Origin of the sequence: Microcoleus sp. MON1_C5, assembly GCF_036701875.1 — a bacterium.
Classification (GTDB): Bacteria; Cyanobacteriota; Cyanobacteriia; order Cyanobacteriales; family Microcoleaceae; genus Microcoleus.
Window position 1 is genome coordinate 16,287 of the sequence record NZ_JAUBRN010000001.1, and the last position, 12,794, is coordinate 29,080.

Below are 12,794 nucleotides of genomic sequence, written 5' to 3' on the forward strand. Positions count from 1 at the left end.
GATGCCCGTTCCACAAAAATTAAATTTTATTGTGGGCTGTGGAGGCTAGCCCGCCCTTGAAATGCCGATCGGCAATGCTGCAAGAGCTCAGTAAAAACCCCGTTGCTAAAAACTCTTCGTTCCGACGGCGAACTGGTAACTGCTAATCAAAAACGATCGCTGTCAAACGGGACTGCTTTGAATCGAACACCGCCGTAAATTGCATTTTCTTCGTCGAATTTAGCATGAATTGCGTCAATACCCTGCTCCATCGAACCCACAAGTCCAGGATAGCGCCGCCGCTGCCAGACAAACCATCCGCAACTAGCAACCAAATACATCAAGAACAAGTAAGGAAACACATCGTAAGGAGCTTCGGGAACTGGGAACATATTGCTGCCTGGAATGCCCACACTGCCCGCAATCGGAATCATCATAAATGCGATCGCCACAACCGAGAACACCACATCCCGCAGGCGCAATTTACCAATTTTGTGCAGGTAAACCGGAGCCGCGACCGAAATCAAGATGTATACCGTTAAGAATCCGTAGCTGCAAATTGCCCCCAAATAACCCATACAATCGAACAGTTTGATGTTAAACATAGACATCACGGCAGGCACCAAAAATGTCATAAATGTACACATTGTTACTGCAACGTGAGGAGTTTTATTAGATGAATGCGCTACACCTAATGAAGAGTGAAACAAACCGTGGCGCGCCATCATAAAAAACACTCTCGCCGCTGGATTGATGCTGCCGAGCACGCAAGCAAAAAAGCTAAATAAAGCGCCGAAAGCCACTAACTCTCCCAGCCAACCCATGCCCACTTGTTGCGCCAGAAAACTCAGAGGTTCTTCAGTATTAGTAATAGAAACTCCCGTACCGCTAAAACCCAAAACCTCAATATAGGTCATCAAAATGAAGAATAAGCCTGCCATGACAGCGCTGCCAATGACAGCCCTGGGGATATTTTTTAAGGGTTTTTTCGCTTCGTCGCCCAGAGATGTAGCGCTTTCAAAACCCGAGAAACCAAACATTACTAAGACAAGTCCCGTCGCTATGTTCCCCGGAGTTACGCCTTCCAAAGTTAATTGCGACATATCCAGGGCAAAACCTTTGTGCGCCCAGATAATCATTCCTAAAAGTGCGATCGCCGCCACTGATGCTCCCTCCAGCCACAGCATCGCCATAGCTGAGAGTTGGATATCTTTATAACCTGCATACCAAGCAACGCCGGCCCCGATCGCTAACAGCGTAATCGGTGAGGGATGGATGCCTAAATGACCGATGAAAGTACCCGTAAAGTTGGCAAAACCACACAAAACGGCCATCGCAGTAAATAAATAAGCGAGTACCAAACTCCAGCCGCAAATTACGCCGGCAGTCGGGCCTAGTCCTTTAACAATATAAGAATAAAGAGAACCGGCAGAAGCCGATCTGCTGGCGAATTGGTTGATATTGATGCTGACAAATACTAGGCCTATCAAGCCGATGAGAAAGCTCAGCCATGCCCCGTTACCCGAAAGAGCCACAATTAACCCTATATTAGATGCTGGTATCGTTGTAGGTGCAATGACGGCAAAGGATTGAGCTAAAACCTCCCCGAATGAGAGGCAGTCCGGCTTTAAGCCGTGTGCACTCTGATTTTTTGGCGTTTTCTTAGTCATTTATCTTCTCTCTTTTTGTCGATCGACTTTTGGCGATCGGCTTAAACTTGTCGGTGCTGCTTCAGCATTGGGCCCTGCGTTAGAAGCTTGAATATAACTCTAATCCCCTTCTGAGGTAAAATCAAATGTTGTTTTTTATCGAATTAATAAATGCAAGTGATGCAGTGCCGCCGCCAAAGAACTGTTGGAATACCAGACGTATCTGTCGCCACCAGCTCAAACCCTTGACCTTAAAAGGAAAATTGAAATAGCGGCTGGCAACCGTACTTTCTTGGTAATTCCAACCTGTACAATAGAGTCGATCGAGAAGTTCAGGTCGAAGCTGAGCCGCCAGAGATTTTAATCTCAAAAAATAACTGTATTTAGTAAAAAGGTACTCAGCATGGCCGGAATGACACTTGACCAACTGCGAGTTTTTCTAGCTGTCGCGGAACACCTGCACTTCAGCCGCGCGGCGGAGGAACTTTACATCACTCAACCCGCTGTTAGTGCGGCAATCCAAAGCTTAGAGGCGCAATATGGAGTAAAACTATTTCACCGCATTGGCCGCCACATCGAAATCACTGAAGCCGGGAAGTTGCTGCAAATTGAAACGCAGAAAATTCTCGACCAAGTTGCTTTGACTGAGAGAGGTTTGCGGGAGTTGAACGACTTACAGCGAGGCGATTTAAAATTGGGTTGCAGTCTGACCATTGGCAATTATTGGTTGCCTGATAAAATTAGCAAGTTCAAACAGCAATATCCTGGTATTTCCGTGAATTGTACTTTGGCAAATGCCGAAGAAATTTGTGCGGGTACGGCGACGGGAACATTTGATTTGGGTTTAGTGACCGGAGATATTAAAGCTTCACTTAAGAACACTCTGGAGGAAGAAGTTATAGGCAGCGAACGCTTGCTGATTGTAGTTGGCAAATCTCACCCTTGGTTTGAACGTGCAGAGGTGAGTTTAACGGAAATTGTGAAAACGGATTGGGTGATGCGAGAAGCTGGTTCTGGAGTTCAGCAAATGTTGGAACAAGCTTTACAAAGTTGGGGCATTAATCCCCATGAATTAAATGTAACTTTAGTTTTGAACAGCAGTGAAATGGTCAAAGCGGTCGTGGAAAGCGGCACAGGTGCAGCGGCTATTCCTGAATTGATGGTAAAAAAAGAATTGCAGCTATCTACACTGCGATCGATTAAAATTATAGATAGCCAACTAAGTTCTAAAGTAGGTCTTGAAATAATTAAACCTGTTTTAAAACTGAAGCACCGACAGCGTTTTCAAACTAGAATTACTAAAGCTTTTGAAGAGATATTAAGTCAAGGTGCTGCTAATTAATAATTCAGGGCTTACGCACCAATACTCAAGAAACCGGGTTTTTTACCGACATAAGAAGCTAAACGCCGTGTATTGTGTCGTAAAAACACCCGGTTTCTGGCCCCCCGTGCGTCCAGGATTATAATTATCTCTCAACCAATTTCCTCAAGTCCAATAAATTTTTACCCCCATCACCCACAATCAGCGGCAATTTCCCATCCCATTTTTCTATAGCCTGCCTTTCCAAAAGTTCCGGAGTCAAATTGTCCCGCAGCAACCTTTGCACTTCGGCTTCTCCCTTAGCTAAATTCACCTTAGCCTCGGCCTGTTTTACTGCCTTCAGCGCTAAAAACTCCCCTCTTTTTGCCTCCTGTTCGGCAATTTGTTTCGCCTCCACCGCCTCGCTAAATCGCTCAGAAAAGTGAACGTGTACTAAAGAGATATCGTCAACGGCAATGTAATATGTAACCAGCCTCAAGGTCAAATAATCATCAACTGCGGCTTTAACTTCTCCGCGTTTAGTAATAATTTCTTCAGCCGTGTATTTTGCCATAACTGCTTTTAATACTTCTTGAACGGCCGGCTCGATAATGCGAGCGACCACTTCTTTTTCGTCACCTATTTGTTGAAAAATAGCATTGGCTTTTTCTGGGATAATGTGCCAGTTGAGCGCTACATCCGTGAAAACATCTTGCAAATCTTTTGAGGAAGCTTCAGCGGAACTTTCCTGTTTTTGCACCCTGACGCTCAACTTTTTTACAGTATAAACTGTGGGGAATATTACGTGAATTCCTTCTCCTAGTACCTGTTCTTGCACTTTACCAAACTGCATCAGCACGCCCCGTTCTCCAGCGTTAACTATGATAAAAAATTTGGACAATATAGCTAAAAAAACTATCACTAGAGCTAGTTGAACAGCTATGTAAAACTCCTTATTTTTTTTAGTGCTTGATTTGAGTGAGTCAACATTACTGCTGGATTCTAAAACCATATTCCACCCCAAATGAAGTTAATTAGAGGACAAATATTGACTTAACCGATATTCTATTTGCCTTCGAGCAACAACTGTTCAAAATCCGCTGCTGTCAAAGGAGGACTGAACAAATATCCTTGCATCATATCGCACTTATAGCGCCAGAGAAAATCTTTTTCTGCTTCCGTCTCAACTCCTTCGGCAATTACCTCAAGACACAGACTGTGGGCCATTTCAATAATAGCTTTTACAATCGCTGCATTTGTGCAACCGTCGGTGATCTTGCTGATAAAACAGCGGTCTATTTTTAAAGTATCGAATGGGTATTGCGTCAGATAGCTTAAAGAAGAATAACCAGTTCCGAAATCGTCAAGAGATATACAAACTCCCAAATTTTTCAAGTGTTGCAAAGTCGCGATCGCACTTTCGGCATCCTCCACCATCAAACTTTCTGTCAGCTCTAATTCCAAACTGTTCGCTTCCAAACCAGTTTCTGCTAAAATTTGGGCAACTCTGCTGCTGAGATCCGGTTGGCGAAATTGGCGCGCCGACAGATTTACCGCTATTCGGAGCGGAAAACCAGCATTTTGCCAAACTTGCATTTGTCTGCAAGCTGTCTGCAACACCCACTCGCCTAACGGTACAATGAAGCCAGTTTCTTCGGCCGCCGGAATAAATTCTGCGGGCGAAATTAGCCCTTTTTCTGGATGCAGCCAGCGCACTAAAGCTTCTGCACTTATAATTTTACCTGTCTGGACATTGACTTGCGGCTGATAGTAAACTTGGAATTCTTCTCGTTCCAGTGCGTTGCACAAACGGGTTTTTATCGGCTCTAATTTGTCGGCAGTATTTTGGATAAATTCGCTGCCTTCCCCTCGCAAAGTATTGTACTGTTCGGCGACAGCTTCTTGTTTTTTCAAGCGGCTCGATATCGCGCCCACAAGTTCAGCTTTACTAAAGGGTTTAGTCAGGTAATCATCTGCTCCCAATTCCATACCTTGCCGCATTTCAGAGCGCTCGGCTTTACCGGTGAGAAAAACAAAAGGTACTGTAGCAGTAACAGGATTAGATCGCAAGGCCACCAGCACCCCATACCCGTCAAGTTCTGGCATCATCACGTCGCAAATAATCACGTCGGGAACATTTGACACCGCCGCATATAAACCTTGTGCTCCATTTTCTGCACCCGTCACGTCGAAACCTTCAGCTTTGAGGAGTTTGAGAATATTCTCGCGAATTAGTTGCTCGTCCTCAATCACTAGAATTTTTTTCATACGTCATTCCCTGAAAGCGGTATAATTGATAGGCGTTACTGAACGCCATAAGCGTCCCAATAACTGAGAACGCACAGCTCGATCGGCCCAACAGCGGAATATTTTCCGACACAAATAGCAAACACCTGAAAAACGCTAATTTTTCAAGCACAACTAGATTAATGTTTCTCTGCTTACTCGGTGCCGTCCGTATTATTACGAGGTTAATTAATAATCTCTAAATTAATTCTAGGCGATGGACAGTTAGCAGCGCCTTAAATAACTGCTAAACTAATTGTGCCGCCTGAACGATTGTCTGCAAACAATCTCAGCCTATTTATACCAGTTGTCAAAAATAATGCAACTGCAAGCAACTTCCAAACCCTTGCGGAGTCAGTCTTTCCCCATTCTTCAACGTAAAATCTAAACTTTTAAATCTCAAATGGTATTACCTACTGGATTTCCTGAACCCGCACAGATTGGAGTCATAGAAGTTAAGCAATATCCTCACTACCGCGCTGTCACCTACACCCACGCGGGCGATTTGCGACAAGCAACTGGCATCGCCTTCAATCCCTTATTTCAACACATCAGCAACAACCAAATTGCGATGACAACGCCAGTAGAAGCGCGCTACACCGAAACTTCCGGGGAAATCGATGCGGTTCCCGAAGCAAAAGTTTCGTTCCTCTATCCCGCACCAAATATCGCCCCCAGCAGCGTTAACTCCGCTGTAGAAGTTACAGATACTTCGCCGATGACGGTTGTCAGCATCGGCGTGCGCGGGGCCTACACTTGGGAAAGCTACGAAAATAACCTCCAGAAACTCAAAGATTGGCTTCAAGAACATCCCGAATACGAAATAGTCGGGGCGCCGCGCCGCTTTTTTTACAATTCCCCGATGACGCCGGAAGCAACTAAAATCAGCGAGGTACAAATTCCCATCAAGTGCCGCTGACGTGAACAACTAATTCGCGAATGTGACCCCGCTGGCGGTGTTCCCACAGGTAAATTCCCTGCCAAGTTCCTAACAGCAACCTGCCGCGATCGATCGGGATTTGTTCGGAAGTATGAGTCAGCGCAGTGCGAATGTGTGCCGGCATATCGTCTGGGCCTTCCGCATCGTGAATGTAGCGATCGCCCTCCGGTACCAGTTTAGCCAAAAAGTTAGCCAAATCCTTAAGTACATCTGGGTCAGCATTCTCTTGAATCACCAAACTAGCAGAAGTATGGCGCAAAAATAAGCTACAAAGTCCCGTCTTAATACCTGAAGTCGCCACCGCCTCTTCTATCTTAGGAGTGATTTTGCACAGAGATTTCCCTGTAGTTTGAATCTTGAGTATCTGTTGATAGTGATTCATTCGATTTTAGATTTGAGATTTTGGATGAGACTGAGGCAAAAGTCTTCAGTCGGCGGAGGTAGACTTTGTTTGTGTAAGATCGATTTCTAATCGCACTTATGAAAAATAGTCTACAACAGCTTGGGCGATCGCCTCCGTACCATTTTTATCCAATTTATCCGACAAACGGGGCGGATGCAGCGGTTGTCGCAAAAACTCCCAATCCCCCTCAAAAAACTCCGCCGCCGTCACAATTTGATGTTCGGCATAATTTTGAAGCCATTCCAGCAATACGGGAGATTCGGCAAAGCCTTCTCTCATTATAGAAATAATAGGTATTTCCAAGCGCAAAGCTTCCGCAAAAGTGCTGTATCCCGGTTTAGAAAGTAAGCGCCCGCAGACAGGCATAATATCAACCGGACGCGGTAAACTCGGGAGAGATTTTGTAAACTCCTGATTTGTGGCTTTAATCAAATTCGGCAAATCGGGACATCCAGCATCAAAACTGATAAATTGCCAGTCGCTAAATAGCTGTAAATTTTGATAAGGAATGTCCTCTACACCCAGTCCGCCGAAAGTCAGCAATACAGTTTTTTCCAGCGGTGTTTCTATTCCGAATACTTCCCGAACTTGCTCGTTACTGTAGCGAGGATTGCCGCCAGTTAAGCCAACATCTTGAATATTTGGGAAAGCTGGCATCGGTTCGTGTAAAGGAAGACGAAAAAGCCGATCGCACATTCCGAAACATTCAGCAATCCAATCGGCCATTTCTGCAAACTCCCCGCCCCAATCTCTATAGATAAAATCCCACCCGAAATTGGCCATCATCCAGCAAGGAACCCCAGCCGATGCCGCAATTCGCGTTGCCAAAGGAGGAATGTCGGCCAGCACCAAACCCACCCGATTTTGCTTGATAAAATTAACTTCGCTTGCAATTAGCGAATTTTGCTTTTTCCGAATTTCCCGCAATTTTTCCAGTGTCGCGTCTTTATCCATATTCAAACTGTCAGCTTGCACGACTCCGACATCAAAAGCGCGGGGACGGTGGATAAAGTCGCCGCCAATGTAAGAGTCTAGCAGCCAGCGAGGTGCTGTTGTTGTGATAATTAGTAAAATATCTGGATTTAACTCTTGAATTTTTGCAGCTACGGAGGAGACTGGGACAGCGTGGCCGAATCCATGATTCGTGATGGCAATATATAATGTTGGTCGAGACATTGATAATTAGTAATGGGGAATTGGGCATCGGGCATCGGGCATCGGGCATCGGGCATCGGGAATTGGAGGTAGAGACGGGAAGCCAACAAGGCGAAGCTTCAAGCGACGCACAACGAACAATGACACAATTAATAAGGAATGACTAATGACTAAGCGGTTGTGTATTTAACTTGTATAGCCATCCTAAATCATTTGTGAATTTCTTACTCCCTCCCCTTGATAAGGGGAGGGTTGGGGTGGGGTCAAAAATTTACGACTGCAGCAAGGATTGCTATATATTCCTGGCGTTGCTCTGAGCAACTGCCCAGAAGAGTTTTATTATTATTATTGACTATAATAAAATTATTTTTTAATTCTGAACGTCACTCCTCTCTTTATGAATAAATTAAAACTAAAATTTTTCCTCCTAACTTAATTATAATTGTATAGGTATCGAATATGCCAGAACCCATCAATCGGACGCGCCCTCAGACCATACAGGCAATTGATTAATCTTGTCCAGGGTTATATCTACATACTTTTTACCGTCCGCCGCTTGATTTTCCCCAAAATATCCATCATCGCCGTCGTGCTTGTGAGGGCCACTCAAAGCTTCTGCATAGCGGCCTTGCAAACGAGCTTGATTGAAAGGAGAAGTCGCGTACCAGTACCAGCGACTCGGAAAAACTATGCCGCCAATATCCTCAATTGAATCGCGAGTGCCGCGAAAGTGGAAAATGCGATCGGCCTCTGCAAAACCATTTTGTCCCGAAAACACGCCCCCAACCGAAACAACCGTAATTTCTGCCTTCAGCCATTCTTTAAGATAGCGAGTAGCACCCAAAGCAACTTGTGCGCCGCCGCTAGTGCCAATTAAAATAACTTTCAAAGGTTGTTGAGAATTAACTGAAATGGGAGATTGAGCATTCATGCGCTCGATAATTGCATTAGCCATTCCCTGATTGTATGCAAAGCCGTAGCGATAATCTAGAGAAATTGCAAACCTCCAGAGATTGCGAATTTTGATGAATATATCCCCCGCAATCGGCCCGCTTTTTGCCTGTTCTGCAAACCGCCAAAAAGGAGCTAGCCACCGCTCTCCTCCTAAACTTTTGTTAGACGCTGAATAAGGAAAAACATCGCCCACTGCTACGCACTGCGGGTGACTTTTAACTAAACGCTTGAGAAACAACTCTTCACCAGGGGTTAATTCGTCCCCCGAAAAATCCCCAACTCCCGGTAAAAAGATGATATAACAATTGAGCTGCGAAGACTTGCGGGCTTCTAGATTGCCCTTGTTTGAGGGCAATATCTCCGGCGGATTTTTCTTGAGACCCAAAGTTTCGGCACTTTGATTCAGCCACCATATAACAGTTCCCACCGGCGAAAGAATGCCCCAAATTATCAGGATTACACCTGCGATGAGCAACAAATTTAAACTTCCCCCGCGCAGCCATGCAAGTATCCGTAAAATCAATCTTAGCATTTAATAAAATCTGGTAGAATGCCAATTAATTACTTAATTACGTAGAAATAGTTCGGTGATTCTGCTGTATTAGAGCTTATTTTGTAAAAATTGTCAACTATCTTGAGGAGCAGGAGTTCAACGTGAAGGGAGAAGATTCAATTGCAGGTTTGGGGGCAACGCTTTGGAACGCACTTTCTTTGAACGGCAATTTTTACGAAAAAACTCCCTACACTGGCAGAACTAAGCGAATAGCTTTAACAATTGTAATGTTAGCTGCGCTGTCCCGCGTGTTGGGCAGTGCTGTCATCTTGTTAATCAACCGAACTGAGCTATCAGTAATATTTCTAGGACTTTTCATAGAGGGTTTGGCAGTCGCGGGGGGTTATTATTTTTGGACTTTCACTATCTTTAAAATCGGGGAGTGGCTGAAGCCGGGGCACGTAAATTATGGCGAGTTGTTGGTTCCGATCGGGTTTGCTTACGCCCCCCAGGTGCTGAATTTTTTAACGCTAATTCCCTTGCTGGGAGAAGGAATAGAGCGGATATTAGCTGTCTGGAGTTTGCTAGCTGTAATTGTGGCGGTTCGCCAAGGTTTGGATATTCAAACTCGCTGGGCGGTGTTAATTTGTTTTGTGGGTTGGCCATTGATCCAAATTGCGATCGGCTTTGTGGAAGTAATTGAAGAGTTGCTTTCACGATGGCTTTAAGAGTAGCAAAGTGTAATAGTTGAAAAGGCAAACGCTCCCAAAAAGTACATTTCACAAGTTTTCCTGATTTCTCCGGCAAGTATGTGAGCCAGAGGTGCAGATAGAGGTATGGTGCGTGACTATTGAGGCATTGTGCACGCTCGCATCTCGTTTTTGGAGGGTTCGCGGAAAGCTCGCTATCTTACAGCGTATTCCAGGTTTATGAAGTACATTGGGCAGCCGTTAGAACCAGCGAAATACCCTTTTCCGTTGTCGGTTTAGATCGCCCTACTATCCACGGCGATTTACCCGCGATCGCGAAAAGTTATAATCATGTGATCATTGACGGGCCGCCCAGAGTCTCAGACCTAGCTCGTTCTGCGATCATGGCCTCCAATCTGGTACTCATCCCCGTTCAACCTTCTGCCTACGATGTTTGGGCAACAGAGAAAGTTATTAGCCTGATCCAAGAAGCTTCTGTCTATAAAAATTGGCTGAAGTCAGTATTTTTAATTAATCGTAAAATAGTCAATACATCCATTGCTAAGGATGTAGTAGAAGCCCTTTCTGGCTATAAAATTCCCGTTTTAAAATCAGCCATTTGTCAGCGAGTTGCCTTTGCAGAATCCGCAGGCATTGGCTGTACTGTATTGGAAACAGAGCCTAAAGGACTAGCTGCCACTGAAATCAAATTGCTAGTAGAAGAATTGCTCAATTTAGAGCTTTAATAATAAGCCCTATCCAGAAATTAGAGGGGGACTCCAACATCCTAAAACTTTGAATTGATTGTAGGCTTAAATAATTATTTTCAATAAATAAATTAATACAAAAAGCTGAAGTTACATCACCTCAGCTTTCACATAAACTAGATTTTTAAGCCACTTAACAGCTTAACCTTTAGTTAATGACTATCTCAGGATTGGCACAAAAGTCAAATTTCACCGCCTCTGACATAGTGCCGTCCACAAACCCTACTTTTAACCACTGGCTGCAATCTTCGCCAGCGACATTACCCCAAATTAACTCTCCGTCACCATGAGGAGGAATGTTACTTTCGATATGAAAGGGCACCCAACTCTCCCCGTCTTGAGCTACCAACACTTTGCTAATAGCTACGTCTGTGTTATTTTCAATTGTAAATTTGTAGTCCTCTGCTTTAGTTGGGTTAGCGAGAATAGACCCTAAGCTCAGAGTTGCACCTGCGATCGCAACTGCCACCTTTAAAAATATTGGAGTAGTCATAATCTGTTTTTCCATTGTATTGAGATGATTGGTCGTAACTTCTAGGATTTTAAACTCTAGCCTAACACAAAAATTTCCTGAATGCAATCGTTTGATTTTTCAATTTATTGAAATTTGGTCAGTATATTATTTCCTGTGACAAAAACAGGTTTCTTTATAGAAACCTGCGTGGATGGGTTGCAATCGCTTAGCAATTTCTCTTAAAGCGACAATGATGCCCCCATCTTAATAGTGGTTTTCGTTTACTCGGTGTATTCGTAAGTGCCGCCATCGCAAACCTCGACGTTAGTCTGTATTAATTCTCCGCGACCAACCCTTCCGTCATCACTGGGACCGAGCACACCTAGAAAGTCGTAGCGACAGTCTTCGTGAGCATTCCCGATCGTAATGGTCGCCGATTCTCCGGGCGCGAGTACATCTCTTCCCAAAATATCGTCCGCCCATTCCCGTTCAGAAGGATAGCCAGCATAAAACTCTAGTAGATTGCGGCTGGTTCTGTTAATAAGAGTAAAGGAAATAGATTCAGCTAGGGCACTCTGGATACTAAATGAAATGATTGGAAGCGATAGGGCTGCTGCTAGGATGCCGCGATGGAAAGATTTTACCAACATTATGCACTTGTTCCTTGAAAGTTAATATTTTTAGTGTGTTAATCTTTATTATAGTATATAACTTTTACTAAGGATGTGAACTTTTATAAAGTTACAATCCAAAATTCTCAAAGTTTTTTGGGGCAAAAATTTCAGTTTTTCGGTTGTTTACTTTATTTATGCCGGATTACTTACATCAACATTTGATTTACGAAATTTTTTAAGGGAGTCGGGAGGTAAACGCAGTGGCAGATATCCGCAATCTCATAAGCCAACTGGCTGCACAGGAAACACACTTGTGCGACACTAAGTTTCTCGCGCCTTGTACGCGCGGGGGGCGGGTGCGGACAAGGGTAGCTGGAATGGTTTGTACTTTCAAACCAAAGCCCCGAAACTTTGAAGGTTGGGGTATTTTTCAGCCAGTTAATGAAAAGATTGCTGAGGTGGTGGAAGAACCAACTTTGCCACAACTGACAGAGTATTTGCAACTGCTGGTGCCAATTCGCTTGCAATTGGTTGGCGCTTTGCAGGGTCAAACTTGGTTGGCTTATCCTGTTAATGAATCCGATGCTAAACAGCGCTTTGGTGTTGCTAAACCTCTACCTGTGCATTTAGTAAATGACGGCGCTAGTTTTGAGCCAATTATTGCTAGGTGGGATGGTCAATCTTGGTGGTTTGAGGATATCGATCGCCGTGCCGATCCGCTGCCATCTGAGGAATTGAGAAAAGGTTTAAACAAGGTGATTTCTCCTCAAGAAATCCGCTTTAAGGGGATGACACCAAAGATGCGTACTGTCTACGAGTTGGTGGCACAGCAGACGGAGGAGTTTAGTGAAAAGTTTCAGCAAAGGCGGGATGAAAATCGCTTGCGGGAGGCGTTACAAATGGGTGGCGGCGAGTTGCGGGAGTTTCGCGATCGCGATGATTATTGGCTGATCGAGTGGACGGCGGGAAATGGCGATCGCCATACGAGTGCGATCGCCAAAAATGACCTCACAGTTGTCAGCGCTGGCATCTGTCTTAGCGGACTAGACAGAAACTTTGATTTACAATCATTAGTGGGAGTAATTGAAGCTAGATAAGTCAGGATTTAGCC

The 12,794-nt window shown here is 44.5% G+C and carries 14 protein-coding genes; 5 read left to right on the forward strand and 9 right to left on the reverse strand.

Annotated elements, in window-relative coordinates; all coding sequences use genetic code 11:
• Positions 1 to 146 precede the first annotated feature (146 nt).
• Positions 147 to 1,649, reverse strand: a complete 1,503-nt coding sequence (locus QUA71_RS00095; RefSeq protein WP_333280691.1) for an APC family permease — start codon at positions 1,647 to 1,649, stop codon at positions 147 to 149.
• Positions 1,650 to 1,770: 121 nt separating this feature from the next.
• The gene (locus tag QUA71_RS00100; protein ID WP_333280694.1) at positions 1,771 to 1,998 is read right to left on the reverse strand and encodes a hypothetical protein; all 228 of its coding nucleotides are present in this window, start codon (positions 1,996 to 1,998) and stop codon (positions 1,771 to 1,773) included.
• A 42-nt stretch (positions 1,999 to 2,040) separates the two neighbouring features.
• On the opposite strand from QUA71_RS00100, the gene QUA71_RS00105 reads away from it, so the two are divergent.
• A complete protein-coding gene (locus QUA71_RS00105) occupies positions 2,041 to 2,970 on the forward strand; it encodes a LysR family transcriptional regulator (RefSeq protein WP_333280696.1) in 930 nt (309 codons plus the stop codon).
• Between the two features lie 124 nt (positions 2,971 to 3,094).
• Here the strand turns inward: QUA71_RS00105 and QUA71_RS00110 are convergent, their stop codons facing one another.
• Complete coding sequence (locus QUA71_RS00110) at positions 3,095 to 3,940, reverse strand: prohibitin family protein (RefSeq protein WP_333280699.1); 846 nt, start codon at positions 3,938 to 3,940, stop codon at positions 3,095 to 3,097.
• A 53-nt stretch (positions 3,941 to 3,993) separates the two neighbouring features.
• Entirely contained in the window at positions 3,994 to 5,196 is a 1,203-nt protein-coding gene (locus tag QUA71_RS00115) for an EAL domain-containing response regulator (RefSeq protein WP_333280702.1), read from the reverse strand.
• Between the two features lie 421 nt (positions 5,197 to 5,617).
• Between QUA71_RS00115 and QUA71_RS00120 the strand changes: the two genes are divergently transcribed.
• Positions 5,618 to 6,133: a heme-binding protein gene (locus QUA71_RS00120; protein ID WP_333280705.1), complete on the forward strand. Its 516-nt coding sequence runs from the start codon at positions 5,618 to 5,620 to the stop codon at positions 6,131 to 6,133.
• Here QUA71_RS00120 and QUA71_RS00125 read toward each other — a convergent pair.
• From QUA71_RS00125 to QUA71_RS00135, 3 genes are all read right to left on the reverse strand, one after another.
• Complete coding sequence (locus QUA71_RS00125; protein WP_333216950.1) at positions 6,120 to 6,536, reverse strand: secondary thiamine-phosphate synthase enzyme YjbQ; 417 nt, start codon at positions 6,534 to 6,536, stop codon at positions 6,120 to 6,122. The two genes, QUA71_RS00120 and QUA71_RS00125, sit on opposite strands and share 14 nt — an antisense overlap.
• 96 nt (positions 6,537 to 6,632) lie before the next feature.
• Positions 6,633 to 7,733: a glycosyl transferase gene (locus QUA71_RS00130; protein WP_333280708.1), complete on the reverse strand. Its 1,101-nt coding sequence runs from the start codon at positions 7,731 to 7,733 to the stop codon at positions 6,633 to 6,635.
• Between the two features lie 451 nt (positions 7,734 to 8,184).
• Entirely contained in the window at positions 8,185 to 9,198 is a 1,014-nt protein-coding gene (locus QUA71_RS00135) for a hypothetical protein (protein ID WP_333280710.1), read from the reverse strand.
• A 122-nt stretch (positions 9,199 to 9,320) separates the two neighbouring features.
• Between QUA71_RS00135 and QUA71_RS00140 the strand changes: the two genes are divergently transcribed.
• Both QUA71_RS00140 and parA read left to right on the forward strand, forming a co-directional pair.
• Complete coding sequence (locus QUA71_RS00140) at positions 9,321 to 9,887, forward strand: hypothetical protein (protein WP_333280713.1); 567 nt, start codon at positions 9,321 to 9,323, stop codon at positions 9,885 to 9,887.
• 122 nt (positions 9,888 to 10,009) lie between these two features.
• Positions 10,010 to 10,594, forward strand: a complete 585-nt coding sequence (gene parA, locus QUA71_RS00145) for a ParA family partition ATPase (protein ID WP_333280716.1) — start codon at positions 10,010 to 10,012, stop codon at positions 10,592 to 10,594.
• 169 nt (positions 10,595 to 10,763) lie between these two features.
• Here parA and QUA71_RS00150 read toward each other — a convergent pair whose 3' ends face one another.
• Complete coding sequence (locus QUA71_RS00150) at positions 10,764 to 11,108, reverse strand: hypothetical protein (RefSeq protein ID WP_333280719.1); 345 nt, start codon at positions 11,106 to 11,108, stop codon at positions 10,764 to 10,766.
• A gap of 242 nt (positions 11,109 to 11,350) precedes the next feature.
• Positions 11,351 to 11,719, reverse strand: coding sequence for a hypothetical protein (locus QUA71_RS00155; RefSeq protein ID WP_333280721.1), 369 nt, complete (start codon positions 11,717 to 11,719; stop codon positions 11,351 to 11,353).
• Between the two features lie 224 nt (positions 11,720 to 11,943).
• Here QUA71_RS00155 and QUA71_RS00160 point away from each other — a divergent pair, with 224 nt between their 5' ends.
• Positions 11,944 to 12,780, forward strand: coding sequence for a hypothetical protein (locus tag QUA71_RS00160; RefSeq protein ID WP_333280724.1), 837 nt, complete (start codon positions 11,944 to 11,946; stop codon positions 12,778 to 12,780).
• Positions 12,781 to 12,794 lie beyond the last annotated feature (14 nt).

Bases quoted from the DNA above. Each gene is read 5' to 3' on its own strand.
- QUA71_RS00095 (WP_333280691.1), bottom strand. From the start codon at position 1,649: ATGACTAAGAAAACGCCAAAAAATCAGAGTGCACACGGCTTAAAGCCG.
- QUA71_RS00105 (WP_333280696.1), top strand. From the start codon at position 2,041: ATGACACTTGACCAACTGCGAGTTTTTCTAGCTGTCGCGGAACACCTG.
- QUA71_RS00110 (WP_333280699.1), bottom strand. From the start codon at position 3,940: ATGGTTTTAGAATCCAGCAGTAATGTTGACTCACTCAAATCAAGCACT.
- QUA71_RS00115 (WP_333280702.1), bottom strand. From the start codon at position 5,196: ATGAAAAAAATTCTAGTGATTGAGGACGAGCAACTAATTCGCGAGAAT.
- QUA71_RS00120 (WP_333280705.1), top strand. From the start codon at position 5,618: ATGGTATTACCTACTGGATTTCCTGAACCCGCACAGATTGGAGTCATA.
- QUA71_RS00125 (WP_333216950.1), bottom strand. From the start codon at position 6,536: ATGAATCACTATCAACAGATACTCAAGATTCAAACTACAGGGAAATCT.
- QUA71_RS00130 (WP_333280708.1), bottom strand. From the start codon at position 7,733: ATGTCTCGACCAACATTATATATTGCCATCACGAATCATGGATTCGGC.
- QUA71_RS00135 (WP_333280710.1), bottom strand. From the start codon at position 9,198: ATGCTAAGATTGATTTTACGGATACTTGCATGGCTGCGCGGGGGAAGT.
- QUA71_RS00150 (WP_333280719.1), bottom strand. From the start codon at position 11,108: ATGACTACTCCAATATTTTTAAAGGTGGCAGTTGCGATCGCAGGTGCA.
- QUA71_RS00155 (WP_333280721.1), bottom strand. From the start codon at position 11,719: ATGTTGGTAAAATCTTTCCATCGCGGCATCCTAGCAGCAGCCCTATCG.